At 48.2% G+C, this 22546-nt stretch carries 16 protein-coding genes and 1 pseudogene; 15 read left to right on the top strand and 2 right to left on the bottom strand.

The window, feature by feature from the left end; translation table 11 throughout:
• Positions 1–24: 24 nt before the first annotated feature.
• Together nepI and D6029_RS01950 are read right to left on the bottom strand one after the other, a co-directional pair.
• Positions 25–1209: a purine ribonucleoside efflux pump NepI gene (gene nepI, locus D6029_RS01955; protein WP_120063143.1), complete on the bottom strand. Its 1185-nt coding sequence runs from the start codon at positions 1207–1209 to the stop codon at positions 25–27.
• A gap of 90 nt (positions 1210–1299) precedes the next feature.
• Positions 1300–2004 carry a DUF2461 domain-containing protein gene (locus D6029_RS01950; protein WP_120063142.1) on the bottom strand — a complete coding sequence of 235 codons (705 nt, stop codon included), beginning with the start codon at positions 2002–2004 and terminating at the stop codon, positions 1300–1302.
• A gap of 931 nt (positions 2005–2935) precedes the next feature.
• Between D6029_RS01950 and D6029_RS01945 the strand changes: the two genes are divergently transcribed.
• The 15 genes and pseudogenes from D6029_RS01945 to D6029_RS01875 form a co-directional block, all read left to right on the top strand.
• Positions 2936–3679: a YMGG-like glycine zipper-containing protein gene (locus tag D6029_RS01945; protein WP_120063141.1), complete on the top strand. Its 744-nt coding sequence runs from the start codon at positions 2936–2938 to the stop codon at positions 3677–3679.
• Positions 3680–3769: 90 nt separating this feature from the next.
• Positions 3770–4252 carry a hypothetical protein gene (locus tag D6029_RS01940; protein WP_120063140.1) on the top strand — a complete coding sequence of 161 codons (483 nt, stop codon included), beginning with the start codon at positions 3770–3772 and terminating at the stop codon, positions 4250–4252.
• A gap of 156 nt (positions 4253–4408) precedes the next feature.
• Complete coding sequence (locus tag D6029_RS01935) at positions 4409–5569, top strand: tellurite resistance domain protein (protein WP_120063139.1); 1161 nt, start codon at positions 4409–4411, stop codon at positions 5567–5569.
• A 50-nt stretch (positions 5570–5619) separates the two neighbouring features.
• The gene (locus D6029_RS01930) at positions 5620–7053 is read left to right on the top strand and encodes an SrfA family protein (protein ID WP_120063138.1); all 1434 of its coding nucleotides are present in this window, start codon (positions 5620–5622) and stop codon (positions 7051–7053) included.
• Between the two features lie 18 nt (positions 7054–7071).
• The gene (locus tag D6029_RS01925; protein ID WP_120063137.1) at positions 7072–10140 is read left to right on the top strand and encodes a virulence factor SrfB; all 3069 of its coding nucleotides are present in this window, start codon (positions 7072–7074) and stop codon (positions 10138–10140) included.
• Positions 10140–12854, top strand: a complete 2715-nt coding sequence (locus D6029_RS01920; protein WP_120063136.1) for a virulence factor SrfC family protein — start codon at positions 10140–10142, stop codon at positions 12852–12854. The genes D6029_RS01925 and D6029_RS01920 overlap by 1 nt, the downstream gene beginning before the upstream one ends.
• A complete protein-coding gene (locus D6029_RS01915; RefSeq protein ID WP_120063135.1) occupies positions 12848–13864 on the top strand; it encodes a flagellar basal body-associated FliL family protein in 1017 nt (338 codons plus the stop codon). Before D6029_RS01920 ends, D6029_RS01915 begins: the two co-directional genes overlap by 7 nt.
• Positions 13861–15825, top strand: a complete 1965-nt coding sequence (locus D6029_RS01910) for a vWA domain-containing protein (protein ID WP_120063134.1) — start codon at positions 13861–13863, stop codon at positions 15823–15825. Before D6029_RS01915 ends, D6029_RS01910 begins: the two co-directional genes overlap by 4 nt.
• Positions 15825–16550: an ABC transporter ATP-binding protein gene (locus tag D6029_RS01905; protein ID WP_120063133.1), complete on the top strand. Its 726-nt coding sequence runs from the start codon at positions 15825–15827 to the stop codon at positions 16548–16550. The genes D6029_RS01910 and D6029_RS01905 overlap by 1 nt, the downstream gene beginning before the upstream one ends.
• Positions 16540–17754 (top strand): ABC transporter permease, encoded by a 1215-nt coding sequence (locus D6029_RS01900; protein WP_120063132.1) that lies wholly within the window; start codon positions 16540–16542, stop codon positions 17752–17754. The genes D6029_RS01905 and D6029_RS01900 overlap by 11 nt, the downstream gene beginning before the upstream one ends.
• Positions 17755–17804: 50 nt before the next feature.
• Positions 17805–19373 carry a formylglycine-generating enzyme family protein gene (locus D6029_RS01895; protein WP_120063131.1) on the top strand — a complete coding sequence of 523 codons (1569 nt, stop codon included), beginning with the start codon at positions 17805–17807 and terminating at the stop codon, positions 19371–19373.
• Positions 19374–19851: 478 nt separating this feature from the next.
• The gene (locus tag D6029_RS01890; protein WP_120063130.1) at positions 19852–21276 is read left to right on the top strand and encodes an integrase family protein; all 1425 of its coding nucleotides are present in this window, start codon (positions 19852–19854) and stop codon (positions 21274–21276) included.
• Positions 21276–21866, top strand: a complete 591-nt coding sequence (locus D6029_RS01885) for a hypothetical protein (protein ID WP_120063129.1) — start codon at positions 21276–21278, stop codon at positions 21864–21866. Before D6029_RS01890 ends, D6029_RS01885 begins: the two co-directional genes overlap by 1 nt.
• Positions 21867–21979: 113 nt before the next feature.
• Entirely contained in the window at positions 21980–22186 is a 207-nt protein-coding gene (locus D6029_RS01880) for a helix-turn-helix domain-containing protein (protein WP_120063128.1), read from the top strand.
• 10 nt (positions 22187–22196) lie between these two features.
• Positions 22197–22526 (top strand): annotated as a pseudogene (locus D6029_RS01875) (ash family protein); the annotation flags it as partial.
• Positions 22527–22546: the final 20 nt, after the last annotated feature.

The following is a 22546-nucleotide window of genomic DNA, read 5'->3' as shown; positions in this document are numbered from 1 at the left end:
GTACCGCCAGCGTCATCCGACAAATTACTTCACGCGTACCTTTGTCGCCACCAACAATGCCGTCAGCAACATCAAACTGCCAGACAACACCAGCGGCGAAAATATGCCGAGATTATCCAGCGCCAGCCCACCAATAGCCGCACCGCAAGTATTTGCCAACTGAATGACGGCAACCTGAATAGATCCCGCTTTTTCAGCTTGATCCGCAAGCGAGCGAGTGATCCACGTTGACCAACCAACTGGAATCAGCGCAAAGGCAAAGCCCCAGATAATAGCAATAGCCGAAGCGACAATCTTATCCGAACCCCAGAGAACTAACGTGGCCGCACTCAATGCCAGAAGAAGCGGCGCGATAGTCAGAGCGGCTTTCAGCGAGCGTTTAAGGAAGACGGCGGAAAGCGACGTCCCAACAAAACTGGCGATACCAAAACTCAGCAACACCAGCGTCAGACCATCGACGTCAAAGCCTGCCAGCGTCATATAAACCGGGCGAATATAAGTAAAGAAGGCAAACTGCCCGGCGAAGGCGGTGAAGATTGCCGCCATACCCGCGAGAACACCTGGGCGCTTGAGCAGCCCAAACATATTTTGCTTATGGTGCGCAGGTTCGCCAGGTAATGACGGCAACGCTCTCCACACCCACAAAATACAAACCACACCCATCAAGGCCGCACCGTTAAACACGTTACGCCAGCCGATAATTCCGCCTAAAAAGCTGCCCAGCGGTGCGGCGATCACCAGTGCGATGGACACCGCACCGAAGATAACCGACAGTGCTTTTGGCACCGTGCGCGCCGGAACAAGGCGCATCGTTAATGAGGCCGACATCGCCCAAAACCCGCCCAACGCGATGCCCAAACAGGCGCGGCCAATTAGCAGCATAGTGAAGTTTTCAGCGAACGAAACCAGCAGGCAGGAGAGGGTGAGCAGAATGGCGAACAGAAACACCACATAGCGGCGGTCAGTTGAGCGAATAATACTGGTGACAAACAGGCTGGCGAACATCGCGACAAAAGCCGTCACGGTCACGGATTGCCCGGCGACCCCTTCGGAAATTCCCAACTCTTGCGCCATCGGCGTTAGCAAGCTGACGGGTAAAAACTCAATGGTAATCAGGCAGGCTACGCAAAACGCCACGGCAAAAACTGCTGACCAGTTAGGCCGCGTCACGACCCTTGGTTCGATTGTTCTTTCTATATGCTCACTCATTTTTCACCCGGCGATATTTTCAATTAAGCCGCGTAGTGTAGCACCGCAAGTGTGACGCATTTAACGTTTTGGCAACTATTTCGTGATGATTTAGAAATCTAGCTCCAGGGCAAAACACAGATAGGCCATCAACGGCGCGCAATGCTGAAATTGCTCAATGCAAAAATTAATAGTGCCTGGTTTGCACAACTCGGCAAAATCGATATTTTTGACGGCGATAAAATCTTTGCGTTTCAGTTCTGTTAGCAGCGGATGCGTTTTGTCGTAGCCCTTTGGCGGGCGAATCAAACTATCGCCATCCATGATAAATCCATGCTCTTGCAGTTCTTTTAGCGCTTTTTGGTAAGCATTGGGATTCTCGTCGATACAGGCTCGAATGGCATTTAAGGCTTTCGATTCTGGATGCCAGATCCCAGCGGCAATAAAGCAGCCTTCTTCGGCGATATGCAGATAAAAACCCGGTGCATGGACATCCTTGCCTTGAAAATGACGAAACTGGATACCAACGTTGGTTTTATAAGGTGTTTTATCTTTACTGAAACGGCTGTCGCGCTGAGGGCGCATCAGACTACCACCGACCTTTTTCGGCACCGCCGTGAGCTTCGATGAAATGGCGAGAATGCCCGGCTGCATTTGTTCGATAAATCGTAAAGCAGGGGTTCTCACCACATGTTCGTATTCATCCTGATGCTCTTTAAACCAGTCGCGGGAGTTGTTTTGCGCGAGTTTATTCAGAAATTGCAGGCTCGCTGCGGAGAACGTCGGGCCTGTTGAGAGTGGTGCTTGAGTCGTCATTTTCGATAAACCCTTATTAATCCAAATGATTGAATGTTAGAAGCATTGATCTTAATGAAAGAAAAGCAAAGAGGATTATCAAAATTGGACTTGCAAGACGTTAATGAGGGAAACGGGTATCGCGACAAAACAGCCACCAGGAGCAACAAGAAAACAATGTTATGAATCTGCTTGTAGCGATAAAAACTAAGACGACTGGATTTTCGGTCACTGGCGGGTCTGGCGGTCATGGTTATTTTTTCTATTACATAGAAGTCTATTTTTAGTGACAAACTTTTGGACTGTAGAGGGAATAGCCAAAAATAGACACAATGGATTTTTCTGTTGTTAGCCAATCCCGTAATCGGTTTGCATTTTGAAGCAGAGAGATGCTCAACTACTTCTCAATTTGTTGCCATAGGAAAATATGAAAATAATAGATTGTCTTTTTTTGGGTATATTTTAAAGGCATGTACGTAATACTATGCCTGACTGCTTATAAATGTGTTTGTTATCGTTGTGACAAATGGGTGCAATCTTCAACATCATAAATAGTTGAACGGAAGCCAAGGGGTATTATTAGGTGTTGAATAGTAACGTCTTGAAATTTTGAAGTGTTGTTGAAATTGTCATTCAAATATCATTCTGACTTTAAGTGATTACGATCAAGTTTTATTACATTTATTTATGAAACAATCCGTAAACTTATGATGCATTACACATATAAATTGTTTTCGAAGAATAACCGCCTGCAGAATATTTAGTTCCATGCTCACTTTGCGAGGTTATTAAAAAATCTCTATCAGGAGTGATTTATTCTGAGTCGATTAGAAATTGTGTTTTTGTAGTAATCTGGTTAGCTAAAAAATTCTTAGAATAAATTTCACATGAATGAAAATAGTGGGCTGCTCACTCATTTCTATGTCTGCTCCATTCGATAAATTTGGGATAAATGATAGTGAATATTTTTAACCGTAGTGCAACTTATCTTATTATTTCTGCCGCCATGGTACTTAGTGGCTGCGCTAATACCGGTAGCTCTTTATTATCTGGCACCAAACCTGATGCACGATTGACTAATGGCGAACAGGCTCAATTCTTTAGTTCTTCAGGCGCACAGACTTGTGGTGTCGGAGCCCTGGCAGGAGCGGGTCTAGGCGCGCTGGCTGGCGCACTAACCGGTAATAGTAAAGATGCGCTTATTGGGGCTGCTGTGGGTGGCGCCGCTGGTTGTGCTGTTGGTATGACTGCCAACTACTATCTTGATAGCCTGCAGAAAGATTACGCAACGACAGATAAGCGCCTACAGGCTATGGATAATGATATAAGCAAAGATACCGCTGCGGTGGAGAAAACTACTGTTGCAATGAAACAAGTCATCAGCGAAAACCAGGCCACTCTTACCCAAATCAGCCAGCAAAAAGATAAAGCTGATTTTGATAAGGCCAGTGCGACTAAAGAGTTAACTAAGGTCGATGCCAATATCAATCTGATGAAGGACAAAATTAAAGTCATGAAAGAAAAAGATGCTGCTTATAAGGTGGCATTGAAAGGACAAAAGGCTGGTACTAAGGCAGAAGAAGCTAAGTTAGATACCCTAAATAAAGAATATGCGAAACTGAATAGCCAGATTACTGCTCTGGAAACAGAAACAAATGGTTTATTTAATCAACGCCAGGCACTTTCGCTGGGTTAAATTTATGGGCCGATGTCAGAATCGGCCCTTTTTTACGGCTATTTCTAGCGTCGTAACAATTTTTACTTTCCTCTATTCATGGACTATTTCATGAGAAAATACGTATTACTTGCCTCGCTGTTACTTGCCGGTTGTGCTACGACTCCTCAAGACTGTGATTTACACGCACAAGATCCAAGTTTTCTAACCAAATTGAACTGTGCGACTTCTGGCGGATACAAACAAAAAGTCACGGAACAAGAGCAACAAGTGCTGCAAAGCGAGTGGGAAAATGAACGAGCTAAACATGACCTTGCTAATACACAAAACAGGCAACAAGCAACAAGCCAGCAACTGACGGATGAGCAGGCAAAGCTGGCGGCTTTGCAATCAGACCTGGCACATACCCTTAACAGTCTAAAATCTAAAAATATAAAGAGCAAAGAGGGCCAGCAAGAGATTAAAAATCTGCAGGAACTGCAACGACAATCTCAACATGCCAGCAGTGATCGCGAAATTACCGCAATTGAACAGAAAGTTGCTGAAGCCAAGAAGAAGGTTGAAACGCTTGAGCAAGCTAATACGCTTCGCTAACGGCATCAATAAATATAGCGGCTAGTATGGTCGCTACGTTTATATAGCAACTAAATAAAGAGCAACTGCTTATCAATACTTTTACCGCTCATTGATACGGTGCAAGTCGCATACGGGGTCATTGATGTCAACGAAAAAGAACAATGACTTTGCCTTATGCAACGATTAACTAGTGCTTCGCCCATCGATGATTCTACTTTGGCCATGTATGAGGCTACCGTGGCCATTATCCAACGCCATCTCCCGCCTTCTCTTGCATTACTCTATGCTACAGCCCGCCGCAGTTCGGAAGGTTACCTGGAGTGGTGGACTGCACGCGAGGGTGTTGCGAAACCACTATCGATGCTGAGTGAAGCTGAACAACACTCAGTACAAAATAAACGCCAGGAATACCAGGACATACTCCAGGGCTTCATTGAACAACTTGTGGCCCGTGGTGAGGATAAGTCAGCTCAGGCATTGCAAACGTTACTCACTAACTCACGTGATCTTGCATGCTATGGTGTGGGTGGTGAACCTGTATTAGTCAACTGGGCCGTTGCTGCAGAAGAAAAAATACTCCCAGTTGCTTCTATGCTGCTCTGGCGACGTTGGCTTCCATGGCTCTTGTTGTTGCTTTTGTTATTACTACTGGCCCTGGCTTGCTGGTGGTATAAAAATAATACACATAACGACTCTGCAGTTCCTCCCGCCACCATACCGACGAAAAGCGAAGCGCCAGCACACGTTTCTCCATCTGCACACACGGATATTGAACTAACCAACGATCATCCCAGCGTTAATCTTGCTAAGCAGAAGGATTTTGGGCGGATTGAGGCCAATTTGACCTGGCAGCAAGGTCATCACCAGCGGTCGATTGATCTCGATATCGCTGCATTTGTTCGCTTTAAAAACGGTAGCAAGGGTGGCGTTGAGGCTCTTAGTAAACTCCCCGGTGATTACAGCAAACCTCCTTATATGTCCTTGCAGGGAGATTTGCGGGAAGGTGATGACAAGAATGGTGAATGGCTCTTCATTAACGGTAGTCACTGGCAGGATATTGATGAAGTCTTGATTTATAGCTTCATCTACGGCGGTGCCGATAATTGGCAAGGCACTGATGCAACCATAACTATTTATATCCCAAACCAACTCCCAATAAGCTCCACTCTGGTTGATGAAAATAAGCTCAATAATGTCGCGGCTATCGCCAGATTAAAAAATATTAATGGCGACATAAAAGTCGAACGGCTCAATCGTTTTTTCAGCGACCGACAGTCAATGGATGAGCATTATGGATGGGGCTTTGAATGGACACCAGGTGCGAGCAAAAACTAGTCACACTCATTATAACTTTCGTTAATTCACTGCCCTACAAGGTTTAGACAATGCGAAATTCGATTCAGGGGCCACTGCTGCGCACTGGGAATAACTCCTCGTTTAAGGCTCTCGGTGAAACGGGCTATCCAGTATTCAAGATGGCATTTCAGTTGAGGGAAGCGATCTATCGGCTCGATGCTGGGCGCGATTTGGCTCGGCACCTGGCCATCCCGCAGAATGATCAGGGAGGTGATCGGACCGATTGGTATAGCAGTTTTTCAGGTGATGTTATTCCCTGGAGCGGGGCAAGTGAAACCGAGCGGGCATCCGCTCGTCAGCAATTCAACGAATTCCAGATAGCAGTACAGGCTTTGAGTGAACAACTGCTTAATGCTGACCAAAGTGGAACAGGCGGTGACCGTCGGGTATTTGCTCAGTTACTAAAATCGGTCGTGCATTTCCCTGATTATGATTTTGTGTATCTGGTCAACGGTGTACTAGTTATTACCTTCTGGGGCTTTATTCATCCGAGTGGAGAGTTGAGTAACCCTATGCATTGGCTGGAACCCTCTTCCATTCCGGTGCAAACCCCGCTTGCGGCAACAACTCAACCTGTAACACAAGCGGAAGTTCATTTGGCTTCAGTTGACAGACCTGTAGTCACGACGAATATCCACGCCCGACGCTGGAAGTGGCGTTGGTTTTTATGGTTACTGTTAGGACTGCTGTTGCTCGCTTTATTGCTGGGGCTTCTTCGTGGCTGTACGCCATCACTCCCATTAGCCGGTCTGCCTGGTTTATCGGGCGATAAAACCCCGGCCTTGTCACCTAATCATGTCGGCAATAGCACTGTCTCTGATCTGAGTACCACGACACCGTCAGACCTGAACGTGCCAAAACTGACGAGTGAAAATGGTGAAGTTATAAGCTCATCAGGGAATGTACAAACCGTCACTGGGCAGACAACGGATATCACGCCAACCACCGGCTCGGCGCTGGATACAAATATTCCAGTCAGTGATATTCAACAACCGGTGAAGCCTGCAATCCCAGTTGTTGAGAATAGACAATCGCCGCAATCGGCTGTTGCACCCAATACAACAACACAAGGGATACCGTCGCAGGGAGAACCGCTGACGTTTCCTCCTACATTACCTAATGGCCCAGCACAGTTTCTTAACGGCCAGTGGCGTGTTAATGGCGGCATCCAGGACAAGCTCACGGGGCGCCCACTTCAACTGCAATATAACTTTGAACAGGGCACTGGCAGCGTTAGTGTGCGCCAATCCAGCGGCGTAACTTGCCAGGGGCCGGCCACTGGCAATATGCAGCAGGGGGCTCTTAGTATTTCTAATCCAGAGCAGATGAAATGTAGCGATGGCTCAAACTTTATTGTTCCAAATATCGAATGCAAATCGCCTGCTTCTGGTCACGCCGATTGTGTCGGCAGCAATGATGGGGACAAATCTTTCCCTATCCGCATGCTTCAACCCAATTCCTGAACAGGGACGACTTAAATTATGTTGCCTGAAATTGTTTCTTTTGACCGTCAAGTTACACTGGTCGGTGATTCCGGAATCCAGTTTATGGATTTTGGCTTAACGCTTGGACGTCTGCCGGCTGGTGAATTTGTCAAATTAGCAAATGGGATTCTTACCCGACTAATCTACAACGAACAGCGCGATTACTACTTCTATCAGCCTGCGCCAGAAAGCATAGAGAAGGGCAAAAGTCAGTACGATATCCCCGTGGAACAAAGCCTTAAGATTTTTGATGGTGTCTGGCTGCCTCTGCCTCTTTTTCGCTTCAGTCCGCCAAATGTTTATCAGGAAGGGCCTCTGAACTGGGCTCGTTTCCGCTTAGTCAAGCTGGCTGAACCTGACATGGATGGTCATAGCCACCGTATGACCCTGGCCATCGATACACGCATCATGGCCAAGCAACAAGCAGCAGCCGATCTAAGCCCTAATCAGGAAGATGTCAATGCTGGGGCCACGTTTGCTGTTGCCACCGCGACATATGCGCTCAGTTGGTATTTGACCCAGGATTGGGTAAAAGACTGGCTAAAAGAGGTCTTTCAGGAAGCAAGCAAAGGCCGGGACATTGATGAGCGCGAGCAAGAACTTGCCCAGCAATATCCATTAGCCCACTACCTTAATCTATTGTCATTGATGGCTATTCCCGTTGAAGGCCTGCAAAGCGAGTCAAAACCAAGCATCGAACTTCCACAGTTTCGGGTTATCGCTAATCGGGAAACAAACGCCATTAAACCCATTTCGGTCGATCTGATTCTTGATGTGGGCAATTCACGTACTTGCGGCATATTGATTGAAGACCATGGGCAATCGGGCTCAGGCCTGATGAATAACTATGTTTTAAAACTGCGCGATCTTAGTGCACCTGAACATGTTTATACCGAGCCTTTTGAAAGCAGAATCGAGTTTTCACAAGCTTTCTTCGGCAAAGATCATTGCTCTGTTCGCAGTGGTCGACATGATGCGTTTCAATGGCCGACTATCGCCCGCATTGGTGGTGAGGCTAGCCGTTTAGCTGCACGCCGTCGGGGAAGTGAAGGTTCCACAGGCCTGTCTAGCCCTAAGCGGTATTTATGGGAGGAGAAGTTTTATGGTCAGGGTTGGCGGTTTAATGGCAGCTATGTGCAGGACACGAATCCATTAGCTACTGCGGCTCCGTTTGCCAACCTCATCGATGAAAGAGGCGAGGCACTGCACACCATTGAAGATGAAATGGACCGCATCCCCGTTTTCACACCGCGCTATTCACGTAGCTCTCTGATGACTTTTATGCTCTCTGAGGTGTTGACCCAGGCTATTAGCCAGATCAACAGTCCGGAGCAGCGTATTCGCCAGGGGCATGCCGGTATTCCTCGTCAGCTACGCCATATCATTCTTACTGTTCCACCAGGACTACCAATGGCTGAGCGATGCATCCTTGACGAGCGTATGCGTCAGGCTGTGGGTTTAGTCTGGAAATCGCTGCGTTGGCATAGTGGCGAGAATGATCCTTATCAGGATGAACAAGAAGATTACACTCAAGCAAACATCAAGATCCCACTACCTAAAATCCGGGTGGAATGGGACGAGGCCTCCTGTGCGCAACTTGTGTATCTCTACACAGAGATTAATCAGAACTTTGCCGGTCACCCGGAGGAGTTTTTCGATACGATTGGCCGGCCTGACCGTAAAGAACGGGAAACCATCACCATTGCTTCGATTGATATCGGTGGCGGCACAACCGATTTGGTCATTACTGATTATCTTCTGGATAGAAATGGTCTGAGTGGCGGTGGAGCTAACGCCCACATTATTCCTCATCAGCGTTTCCGTGACAGCTTCAAGATTGCAGGCGATGACATTCTCCTTGATGTGATTCAATCCTACGTTCTGCCTGCTTTCGAGCTGGCGTTACGTGAAGCAGGAGTCATCTCAGTTGAAACACTGATGTCTCAGTTGTGTGGTTCGCAAAATATCAGCGCCGCCGAAGCCGTGTTACGTCAACAACTTAGCCTGCAACTATTCGTGCCGCTGGCTCTGCATATACTGAGTTGTTACGAGCAATATGATCCGCTGGATGAGCAAACTCACCTGTTGATAAACCAGCGGGTCGGTGAGTTGCTTCCTACTGGAAATATCCGTGAAGAGGTTGAAGGGTTTGTACGCCGCGAAGTACAAAAAGCTGGTGGCACCAGTGACTTCAAACTTGCTGATATCATGCTTATTCTTCCGCTGACTAAACTGCATACTGATTTATGCTCAAGTAAGTTTAATATCGACAAGGTGCTCACCGCACTGTGTGAAGTATTGTCCTATTATAACTGCGACCAGTTGCTGCTCACCGGTCGCCCTTCGCAATTACCGGGCATCCAGGCGATTATCCGTCGCAATCTGCCGTTACCTCCGGGGCGTATTTTACCGCTCCATGGCTATCAGACGGGAACCTGGTATCCGTTCCACAAAAATGGCTATATCGACGATCCAAAGAGCACGGCTTCAGTCGGGGCCATGTTGTCTCAGCTATGTGCCAACCATAGTATTCCCAATTTCCATTTCCGCATTTCGGCGCTAAAACCTTATTCGACGATTCGCCATATCGGCATCATCGATATGGATAGCCTGATCCGCGATGCCGATATTGTTTACCGCCATATCGAATCTGAAAATGGCCAGATCAAACTGCCCATGGTGGCAACCGAAGAGGGAGAGCAGACAACGCAAAGCATCATTATGCGTGGCGACCTGCGACTTGGTTATCGCCAGCTGGATGCTGAACGTTGGTCTGCCGCCCCGCTGTATACCCTGCGCTTTAGCGAAGAAGGGCGTAAAAAATTCTCCGCCGCGACTTCTACCGATAGCGGCTCTCCTTATCTCATGGTGCGTCTGTCGATTGATAAAGGAAAACGCGCTCGTCAGTTGGGATTGATTAGCGATCGCCTGACGATCATCGATGTGAACAGCAATACCGATAAAACGTTTAGCAAACGAGATTTAGAACTGGAACTCAATACGATGCCTGACACAGGACTTATTGACAGTCGGCACTGGCTCGATAGCGGGAGTGTAAAAAAATAATGAATAGCGAACAGCAATACCTCACTCAAGGCTGGGCTGATATCTCCCAGGGTTGTCAGGATGCACTTGGTTGGGTCGACACCGTGCGGACGAGCTCCCACCGCCTGGACAATGAAGCTGACAAGCTTAATTTAAGTTTGCTACGTACACGCAATCTGGCTAATAGCCTTACTCAGGTAGCGGCCACGCCAATGACAGTGGGTTTTTTCGGTATATCGCAGGCAGGTAAGTCATACCTGATCTCCGCGTTAGCCGCTGGCAGTAATGGTGCACTGGAGGCTTCCTACGGTGAGCAACGAGTGGACTTCATCAAAGAAGTTAACCCCGTTGGTGGGGGTAAAGAGGCGACAGGTTTAGTTACCCGTTTTACGAAACAGGCACCTACAGCCCCAGCAGGTTACCCGGTACCGCTGCGTCTTTTTACCGAAATCGATTTGGCTAAGATCCTGGCTAACTCATGGTTTAACGACTTTAACCATGAGCAATTAAGCTATCAACTTGACCAAAGCCGCATAGAAAATAGTTTGCGTCCGTTCCTGCAACGTGCCGGGAAGAGTCAGGTTTATAACGGTGTCGGTAGTGAAGATGTGGTTGCACTGTGGGATTACCTCAACGCTTCTTTCAAAAAATCAGTGGAAAAGCTTGAGCATGCTTGGTTGCCACAGGTCCTTAAAATTGCGCCAATGCTGAACCCGAGCGAGAGGGCCGAGCTCTTTTCTCTGTTGTGGGGGGAGGAGCCGGCGCTGACTGAAATCTACCGTTCATTGGCCTTAGTGTTAGCCAAACTTAACCATGCCAGAATGGTATTTGCACCGTTGGAGACGCTGGTCGACCACAGTAACGGCAGTATTATGAATGTCGATAGCCTCAATCGCCTCGGTTCAAATCAGGATCGCAATGTCGAAATCCGTTTCTGGAAAGCGGAGCATCAGATCGGTAGTGCTACTTTGTCACAAGCCGAGTTGACGGCATTGACGACAGAGCTGATCTTCCCTTTGGCTGAAGTTGCCAGTGGCAGCGTGATGGAACAAGTCGACTTACTCGATTTTCCAGGTTATCGCGGACGCCTCAAGATCACCGCTATGGAAGAAGCTGGTCGGGATGGCCTCAATCCGATATCGCAACTTCTGCTACGCGGCAAGGTCGCTTATCTCTTCGAGCGCTATACCGATAACCAAGAGATGAATGCTTTAGTTGTGTGTGCCAGTTCAGCTAAGCAAAGCGATGTGGCTGATGTCGGACCCGTGTTAAATCGTTGGGTGGAAAAGACCCAGGGCAAAAGTGCGCAGGAGCGTGGGGAAAGCAAACCGGGGTTGTTCTGGGCTATAACCATGTGTGATATGCGTATCAACAACAGTCTGAAACATACGGAAAGCCAGCTGAAAGAGGGCTGGGAGGGTATGTTACATATGACTTTGCTGGAGCGCTTTGCTCAATACGACTGGCTACAACAGTGGGCCCCTAATCAGGCGTTCAACAACTGTTTCCTGGTTCGCAAACCAGGGCTCGACAATCCCTTCCTGACCCTTGAAGGTGAAGCCGATCAGGGGACTCTCCACGAGGTGTCACTGGCCGAACGTTATTATGATGTGCTCGATAAAATGGGTAGCACTTTTATTAGCGGTAAAAACGTACTCCGCCATGTTGCCGAACCGAAATCGGCATGGCAGGCAATGCTTGCGCTAAATGATGGCGGTATGTTCCGCCTTACCCAGGCACTGCGGGGAATTGCCCACCTGGATTTCAAACTCAAGCGCCTGCATCAGCAACTGCTTACGTGCCGTCAGGAAATAGGTGACCAACGACTCGGCCGCTGGTACGAACAAGACAGCGATGGTCAGAAAGTTAAGAAACAAGCTATTGCTAAAGAGTTGTGGCAGGGGTTATCCGCTTGCCCGCACAGCTTGGGTGAAATGATCAGCCGACTGGATTTACCATCCCACCAGCTCAACAACATCTATTTAAGCATTCGCAACCAGGTTCAAGAACCGCAAGCGGCAGGCGACAATCAATCCAGCCCTTCATTTGCTGCCAATCCGTTTGGCGATAACCCATTCGCTGACAACCCATTTGCTGATAACCCATTCTCAAGCTCACCTGTCTGTGAGGAAACTGCTGTCACCAACACTAAACCGACTACGGAAAGGGTGGGGCAGGATGATGAATTTGCCCATCAGGCATTTAAAGCGTGGGTTGCTCATCTTCGGGAATTAGCACAACAAACTAAACAATGGCAGCAACTCGGCATGAACAGCGAATTAGTTAATTTGCTCAGCGAAGAGTTGATTACGGCAGCGACTCGTCTGGACCTCGAAGGGGTATTGAAGCACGCCCTAGCAGGCCAGGAACAGGCAGGTATACGTCGTGAGCACTTAATGGCCCGCCAGGTGTTGCGTGCTCAATTGGCAATGCGTGATTTTGTTGCCTGGTTTGGTTATCTCTCATTGCCGCAAGAGAAAGTGCCTAACAGCTATGTGGGTGAAAAAAATAAAGTGTTCATCCAGCAGACCCCACTTGGCAGCGATGAACTACCGCAACTGGTCTCTGTCGCTCCACAGCCTGGAGTGTCTTACATGGGCGATTGGTTGTCGGCATTAATGACAATCATTCTGGACAACGCAGGTCATAGCGCCACACGAGATATTTCCTTTGAACACAACCGGCAACTTGGTCAAATCATCAGCCAATTGAAACAAGAGAACCTGTCATGCTAGCTAAAATCATTGCCTGCCAACCGGCAGTGCCAGGCACCGCACAACTGATGGTTCGTCTGCGTGGCGATCAAGCATTGTTGTCTAACCTGACCTTTATTCTTTGCAACAATGAGCAGAACTATCTGCAACCTGATGGTAGCTGGAGCCCCGCACAACATTGGTTTACCGTCGATGGCGGTTATCCACTGGTGAATGGTAGTGGTTTCCGTATTGGATCAACGACTCTTGACCCGCTGCTGGCAAATGCCAGTCAGGTGCAAATTCAAATCAAACTGGAATCAGGGGAGACGCGTAATACCACTCTTCAATTGGTTCGCGATGAATTGTTCTCATCCGATGCTCGTGGTCAAACCGGTAATTACAGTGGTAGCAGTGTATTGGCCAAGCCGGAATCTGAAGCAGAGCCAGTTGTTGAACCCGTTATGCAGCCAGAAGTTGCTCCATTACCTCCAATGTCTGCCAAAAGTGAATCCAGGAACCAACGTAAGTCGTCCCGAGTTCCGATGATTGCGGCTTTGCTAGTTGTGCTGCTGATTGTCGCCGGTGCGCTATGGTGGTTCTTAGGGCGCAGTACTGCAACCACACCTCCAGTTGCGGCAGAAAAACAACAAGAAACCCCTGTCTTACCAGCGAGCCCGAAAAAAACCTCAGAAACACCGGCTAACAGTGATTGTTCACCTGCCAATTTAGATAGTCTGAACGAGCTCGATTTCGTGCAAAGCTGTGTGCAGCAAAAACTCGGCAGTGACAAGTTACTTGCCATTATCCAGGCTGCCAAAAAAGCTAATAAATGCGGCGTGGCGCAGCGTCTATATGCCAATCGGGCACAGGGGGGGGATAGCCAGGTCGCAGTCGCGTATGCGAGTGAATACGATCCTAAATATCATCAGCCAAGCGAATGCTTCAAAGAGGCGGACCAGGATACTGCGGTTTATTGGTATGAAACAGCACTACAGTCCGAACCTGGCAACCAAAAGGCCAAGGAACGCCTTGAGGAGCTGAGAAAATGATCACCTGCCATATTCGCCGGCTGGCCATACCTTTGTGTGGTTTGTTGCTCAGTGGTCACGTATTCGCGGCTGACAGTGATAAGCCTTTGCTACAAGAAGGGAAAAAAACCTTATTCCAGCGGGTGCTCACTACCCCTGGTTGCAAGCTGGGTAAAACTGCGGGTGATGCAAAAGGGCAAATACAGCCAGCATTTAGTAGTCTTTATGTTTATCAAAAAGCAGATGCTAATGGAGAAGGTTGGGTCAAAGTTGGGCCTGACAGCTATGGCAAAACAATCGGCTGGTTACCAAAGTCATGCACTGTTGACTGGAAAATGCAGCTGACACTAGCTTTTACCAACCCAGCGAACCGTGATCGCCTGCTGTTTTTCAAAGAGAGAAAAAGTCTGGACGATATTCTCTCTGCTGCGGATCCCGTATCGCTGGTGGCACCGCTACGTGCGAAGCTAAAACGGGATGGCCATGTAGATGGCGTACTTGCCCAGGAGCCCGAGTATTTTGTTGATCTGCAAAAGCAGTTTTACCTGCTGCCGATTCTGAGTGGCGAAGAGGTCATGACAGAAGATGGTTTCTATACCCGTCTGCTTAACGTGGCTTCCGTCAGCAAAGCTGATGCATCCACCAAATCAGCAGGGGATGTTAACCAGCTCAAAGGATTTAATGCCAGCGTCGTATTTGTCATCGACTCTACTATTTCGATGGGCCCTTACATTGAGCGCACCAAAGAAGCAGTGAATAAGATCTACGGCAAGATCAAACAGGAACACCTGGAAGGGCAGGTCAAATTTGGCCTGATATCGTATCGCTCTAACAATAAAGCGGTGCCGGGACTTGAGTACAGAAGCAAGATATATGCAGACCCTAATCAGGTAAAAAATGGCGAGGATTTTCTTAAAAAAGTCGCAAACTTGAAAGAGGCCAAAGTATCCAGCTCCTTATATGATGAAGATGCCTATGCTGGTGTGCAATCCGCTATCGATGACATTGACTGGAGCCCGTTTGGTGCTCGTTATATGGTCTTGATCACCGATGCCGGGGCAATTGAAGGTAGCAATAAATTATCAGGGACAGGTCTTGATGCCAGGCAACTGCGTCTTGAGGCGGGCAACCGCGGTATCGCTATTTACACCCTGCACCTGAAGACACCAAGTGGCAAAGACGATCATGCCAAAGCCGAAGGCCAGTACCGGGATCTCTCTAACTTTGATAGCACTCAGTCCAACCTGTACCAGGCTGTGGATGCGGGTGATCTGACGGCTTTTGGCAAGCAGGTTGATACTCTTGCTTCAGCGATTACCGATCAGGTTAAGTCAGCCTATATGGGTGATCCCGCCGTGGGGAGTGCGCTCTATTCCAAAGATGATGGTGGTAAGAAGCAGACGCCAGAAGAGAAGTTACTTCAGGATACGGCACTCATTGGCCATGCCATGCAACTGGCCTATCTTGGCAAAAAGAATGGCACTCAAGCACCGTTGGTGTTTAAAGCCTGGATCAGTGACCGCGACCTTATTAAGCAGAATATCCCAACGACTGACGTTCGGGTGCTGTTGACCAAAGGGCAGCTAAGTGATTTGAGTGATGTGGTTAGCCAGATCCTGCAAGCCGCCAACGAAGGCATGATTTCCCCTACCAAAATGTTTGAGCGATTGCGCTCTGTTGCCGCCACTATGGGGGCCGATCCCAACCAACTCAAGCAGCAGGAAAATGCCAAAATCAACGATCTCGGGGTATTGGGAGAGTATCTTGTCGACTTGCCTTATAAGAGCGATGTTCTGAATCTTGACGAAGAAACATGGAAGAGCTGGGACGGCTTGTCACAAGAGAAGTTTATCCGCACTCTGTCGGCCAAGCTTCGTCACTACCAAAAGTATAATGCTGATGTTGATCGCTGGGTTGAACTTGCAAAAGGAAGTGATCCGCGCGACCGCGTCTACCCTGTACCGCTGGAAATGATGCCCTAATGCTACACATTGAGGATCTGTGCATTGTACGCGGTCAGGGTACTCAAGCTCACCATGTTTACCTGCCGCAGCTTAAACTGCGTCCAGGTGAGATCATGGCTGTTACCGGTGAAAGTGGTTGTGGCAAAAGCACATTGCTCGAAGCGATTGGCTTACTACTGCGACCCAACAGCATCGGACGCTTTGAGTTAAGTGAAGAAGGGAAACAGCTCGATGTTGCAGTATTACTCAATACCGATCGGCAGGCGGAGCTGGCTGGTATTCGTGCCAGCTTGCTCGGGTTTGTGTTGCAAAATGGCGGCCTGCTTCCCTACCTGAGCGTGCGAGATAACATAAGGCTGCCATGCCAGTTGCTGGGTATAGCGCCAGACAAAGCCATGTTGGATAGAATTATCAATGTACTAAAGCTGGGGCCATTGTTAGCCAAGTATCCGGCACAGCTATCCTTTGGCGAGAGACAAAGAACCGCATTTGCTCGAGCTATTTTACACCGTCCAAGACTGGTACTGGCCGATGAACCCACTGCCGCTCTTGATCCACACAATGCGCAGCAATTGTTTAGCCTGTTTATAGAGCTGGTTCGCCAGGAAGGTATGATGGCGCTGGTCGTTTGCCACGACTGGCCGTTGGTGCAGCATTTCGGATTACCTTGTCTTATCGCCCGTCCTGAACAAAAGCCAGGTAACAAAACTGAAGCCCACGGAGGGACCTGTTTTGTCCTTTAATCGGATTCCGCTGCTGGGACGCCTGGCACTACAAGACCTGTGGCACGATCGCATCATCTCTTTTTGCATCATTTCTTCGCTGGTCGCTGTTATTGCACCTCTCCTACTTCTGTTCGGACTGCGTTTTGGGATTGTTAGCCAGTTGCAGGATGACCTGGCTAAAGACCCTCGTAACCTTGAAATACGAATGCTCAGTAGTGGCAGCTATGACCAATCCTGGATAGAGCAATTGCGCCAGAGACCCGATGTCGGCTTTGTTATAGGGCAGACTCGCTCGCTCAACACACTGGCTGATTTGCAGAAAGACAGTAGCCACTTCATCGAAAATGCAGAGGTTATTCCCACGAGCGCAGGTGATCCTCTTTTGGGAAGTCTCGAGCTTCGCCACGATAACGATGTCGTACTTACCCAAGAAGCTGCACGCAAATTGGCTGTGAGAGTCGGTGATACGATTAACATGCGATTGAGCCGTAACTTTGAAAGTCGTCGGGAATGGGGGCGTAAAAGTCTGACTGTAGCGGCTATTTTACCTGCCACGTATTTCAATCGTGCTGCCATATTTACTCAACCCTCGATGCTACTGATGCTGGAGAATTTCCGGGATGGATACGCCGTCGCAGCCCTTGGCATCCTCAGTGGCGTTCAACTCGGCGATAAACCACCGCTTTATGCTCGTGTCCGCCTTTACGCCAAAGATATTGATCAAGTCGCCAGTCTTGAGCGCGATCTGAGAGCCCAACATATCGAAACCGCAAGCCGCCTGGCTGATATTGAAAATGTGAAAAGTATCAATCGAGTACTTGGCGTTATTTTTAACACGATCGCCGCAACTGCACTGATCGGATGTATTGCCTCTTTAATCGGATCTTTTATCGCTAACGTCGATCGTAAACGTAAACATATCGCCGTACTGAGACTGCTTGGTTTCACCGGCCCAGCAGTCGGACTGTATGTCATGCTGCAAGGCTGCCTGCTGAGTCTGATGGCTTATGTTGGCGGATATAGCATTTATCTTGTTGCCAGCCAGATATTTAACCGTGCGTTGGCGGGTAGTAGTACTACAGGTCAGATGCTATGCAAAATCACCTTAGAGCATAGTGTGTTAGCAATGGCTCTGACGGCAGTCGTTGCGCTTTTAGTTGCTAGTATCGGGGCATATCGAGCCATCAATATTGAACCTGCGCAGAGCCTGCGTGAGGTATGAAGCTTACTATTTTATTTACCTATTCAACTTTTTGTTGGCGGAGACTATTCGTGACCTATCCCTCTTCCCCTCTATCGCGTTGGCTGTTTTTCGGGCTGCTCGTCAATGTGTCGCCAGTTTTGGCGGCTCCCTGGGCCAACAATTCTTATAATCCCAAACCTGATAGCGAAGATATTATTCTGCCTATGCCTTGCGATGGCTCTATGGCCTTTCGTCGGGTCGATATTCCAGTATCTGGTCCGCTTGATGATCTGCCAATAACGTTAGGCCAGGATGGGGGAGAGTGGGGCTTCGTCGAACATAGCTACCCAACGTTTATTGCCGGAGACTTCACTGACCCTAAAAAGGGTAAAGGCCGTTATTACCTGATGGCTAAATATGAGCTCACTGCATTGCAATATCAGGCATTAATGGACGGTACATGTCCTACTCCTGCACGTAAACTCGATACACCTGCAACGGGCATGAGTTGGTTCGATGCGGTGACAGCGGCCAATAAATACAACCAGTGGTTGCGCAGTAATGCCATAGACAAACTACCAAAAGAAGATGGCAATCCTGGATTTTTACGGTTGCCAACCGAGGCTGAGTGGGAGTTTGCCGCTCGTGGCGGACTGAAAGTTAATAGTGCTGAGTTTCGAGACGTGCACTATCCGATGGATGACCTGAAAAACTATGAATGGTTTTCAGGCTCCCAATCTTCCAATGGAAGGGTGCAACTCATAGGGCTTCTTAAACCCAATCCTCTCGGTTTGCATGACATGCTGGGTAATGTTTCTGAGATGATGTTCAATCCATTTTATCTCAATAAATTAAACCGGCTTCATGGTCAGGCTGGTGGCTTTGTGGTGCGTGGCGGTAGTTTTCAGTCTGGTCCGGATGAAATTCGCAGTGCGGTTCGTAAAGAGGTCAATTACTACGACAATGCCAATCCTCTAACGAGTAAAACGACGGGTCTGCGTTTGGTGCTTGTTGCTCCGACAATGACTTCCACAGCAAAGGTGAAGCAACTCGAAAAAAGCTGGGCTGCGTTAGGTGCTGATAACTCTGATGCTGACAAGAAAAAAACTGAGTCGAAGGATACAGCCAAAGAACTGGGGAGTCTCGCTTCTGGTGTCGAAGATGCTGGCCTGAAGCAAAAACTTAAAGATTTGGAAAATCAACTACGCGCCAGTAATCAGAAGCAGCAAGAAGAGCGTGCTCAATCGATCCGTGCCAGCTTGAATTTAGGCTCTTTTTTATGTACTAAGCTGCAGGATGATGGTCGCTTCCTCGACTTCTTAAATCACAATTATGAGTTGCTGTGCAAAGATAAAGACGGTAGCGATGCAAATTGCGTTATTCGTAAGGCCAAACTGGGTGAGCAGGCTGACCGGCTACAGCAACTGACTGGTTACTACGCAAGTAGCCTGGTCGATTCAGCGACTCTGTACGGGCAAGAAGGACTTAAGCGTGAAGTCACGGTATTTGATCAAATGCTGACCATCAACAAACGCCTCTCTGCCCTCAAGCCTTTCCTGGCCGCGCACTGGCAGAATCAGCAGAAGTACCTGGAAAATGGCAAAATTGATAATGCCGGCTGGCTGGAAAGCTGCAAAAAAATAACGGGTATTAAGTAGGTGTCTTGGGCTCTTGGGCTATAAAACTTGCTAAGAAGTCTATGCTATAAAGTGCATATGTGAGTTGGCATAACCAATTCAACTGTATGGATGGTTTTATTCAGCACCATTAATCGGACCCTTCCTTCGGCAGAACTGGGAGGTGATGTCGTTTTAGTTTAATGCATTCTTTGAAGTTTTTTCGATGCAGGTACTATGACGTTACATCACTCAGAAAGTCATAAAACAAAAAGGACCTGGATAATTTCTTATCCAGGTCCTTGATATATCTGGTGGCCCCTACTGGACTTGAACCAGTGACCAAGCGATTATGAGTTAGTTTTTAACATTCTACTTACTTATACTTATCTATAATTTTCAATTGGTTATACAAAATCATTGTACTGTATAAATAACCAGAAATACTCTAAAATACTCTGCTATGGTATCCCCAGGGTATCCCCGGATTTTTCTTACCTCCAGAAAAGCTGGTGCAATGATGAAACAATTAAAATTCACAAAGGCCGCTTTAGCGCAACTTCCCAACGCCGAAGAAGGTAAGCGGGATGAGTATGCTGATACGGTAGTTAATGGCCTCCGGCTACGTATTACCTCATCTGGGGTTAAGAGCTTTTGTATTTCCCGCAAGCGTAACGGTAAGTTCATTCGTGCCACGTTGGGCCGCTTCCCGGAGCTGACAGTTGATAATGCGAGAGCAAAAGCGCTGGAGATGCTAGGGGATGTCGCCATCACCGGGCAAAACCCAAACGCATTGAAGCGCGTGCATGAGAAAGCGGCTGTGACGCTGAATGATGCGCTTAATACTTACATCGATAATCGTGGCCACCGCCTAAAACCTACCACCGAAAAACAATACCGCGCTACTTTACAGAACTTCTCAGGTGACTGGATGAAGCAGCCGCTCGCCAACATTACCCGCGAACGTGTCGAACATCGTCACAAGGCTGTTACTGACGGTACCGCATGGTTTGGCGCTGATAAATCAACGTTGCGCGCTGGAGTTGGTTCCGGCAGTAATGCCCAGGCTGATTTGTGGGCCAGGGCGTTACGTGCTGTTTATCGGTTCGCTCATGACCATTATCGAGATGATGAAGGTAAAACCCTTTTGCCTGACCCACCTACGTTGGTGCTCAGTACCAAGCGCCAGTGGCATGGCACAATCAGGAAAACCGAACGAATCCGAACCCATGAGTTTGCTCGCTGGCTCGGCGCAGTGGCGCTGGTGCGTGATTTGGCTGAACTGGGAAGGGATGATGTAGCGGCGGCGGTAAGTGATGCTGTGGAAATGGCTATGTTCACCGGGCTACGTAAGTCCGAAATATTCGAGTTAACTTGGGATCGGGTGAATATGGGCGGTCGCTATTTCTGGATAGATACCACCAAGAACGGCGACCCGCTGGAGCTGCCAATTACCGAAACACTACTGAAACTGTTCCGGCGCCGGCTGAAATTTAAAGCCGGTGTTGAAGTGCTGGTGTTCCCAGGTGCAAAGGGTGTTATCAAAGAATATCGCCATATCCTCGAACGTATCAGTGCCGCAACAGTTCCCACTGACAACCTTGATTCACTGCAACCAATCCCGTTCAAATGGCATGATGCCCGTCGTACGTTCGGAACCGTCGCGGAGCTGGTGGGTGTGGGTAGCTATATTCTCAAGCGTCTAATGAACCACCGAACATTGCGCAGTGCTGACGTAACTCAGGGTTATCTTCATTTTGGCGCTGACGAACTACTCGAGCCAGCCACCCGGATAGAACGGGCCATTCTGGAACATGCGGGGCTGGTGGAAAGCAAGAAAGCCATTGATGCGCAATTACTGTCTGCGTTAGGCAATTTGACCGATGAAGACAAGAGACGGCTAATTTTTGATTTACTGAATCCTGTTAACAAAGAGCAAAAATAATGAAACCTGAATCAATTGCCGTGACAGTCCGCGCTGCTCTTATGGATAGAGATTTTTGCAATCTGGCAGAGGCGGCGGCTGATGAAACAACATTATATTTTAGAAATAAGGTAACTGGAAAAGTGGTTCCACCTGAAATTATTCTAGAGTGGATAGAACTTACCGGAAGAACTCCAGAATATACGCACACAGATTGTGATGCTGCGAATGACTTAATGACTGCTGCTGCTTTATTGCAATTACATGGGTATAAAGAGCAGGCTAAAAAAACTTTAAAACATGCTTTTTATTTGCAGTGCCTCCATGCCACTGAAGATGGCAGATTAGAGCTACTAGAAAAAACACTACAATCAGCCAAACAGCAAGCTGTTGCTAAAAAGCCAAGAAATAAAAATTACGATGAGGCAATGCGTATTGCCAGGAATACATGGGACAAGTATCCCGGAGCCTCAAAAGGGCAGCTATGTAAGAATTTAAAAAAGCATTTTAACAATGGCGTAAGCGTAGACAGGCTGGATGCATGGTTTACAGATGCTGGGATCGTTCCTCCGAAGCCACAAAAGTATACATCCTTTAGTCTCGTTCTCTGAATCCCCGCATAGCCTGGCTATACGGGGGGCATAGCCTGGCTATGCACCTTATTCAGTTTGAATTTCAACACTAAAGTAGCTCCGAAGTTAATCAGTCATACACGGAGCTACTCATGTATTTAGCCACACCAATTCAATTAGAACGCCTTACCCGGGCAGAAGCAGCCGCTTATCTGGGTATCAACTCGCAGACCCTGGCGAACTGGGCGCATACTGGAAAAGTAGCAATCCCACATCACAAGGTTGGTCGCAAGGTCATCTACATGAAAGCTGACCTCGATTGCTACTTAGCGTCAACACGTCGCACACAGACGGCGTGAGGGCTTGCTCATGAATAACTACTCAAAGCTGATTCAGTCACTTAGCCTGAATAATGGGCATGATAAAAATGTATTGCCTTCTCTGCCTGGTGAGTATTACACTGCAAATGCACCAGTAAATCCTGGTGCCGGGCGTGGAAACCCGGTAATCTCGTCGGCGACACAGACGCCTATAGCGTCTTTTTTATTGTCGCAAGTCAGTACCCCATATTTCAGCGACCCAGTTCGCACAGAATCAATGGTGGCGCTGGCAGGGCAGCCTTCGGGCTGGTCGGTATTCGATGAGGCCGATATTTCCACCCCTGTCAGTGTCACCACCAATCAAGAGCGTGGAAACTCTGGTGGTGGCAAATATAGCTA

The sequence above is a fragment of the Buttiauxella izardii genome (assembly GCF_003601925.1).
Lineage (GTDB): Bacteria > Pseudomonadota > Gammaproteobacteria > Enterobacterales > Enterobacteriaceae > Buttiauxella > Buttiauxella izardii.
Note: the sequence above shows the minus strand (reverse complement) of the source record. Positions and strands in the feature narration are given on the sequence as shown.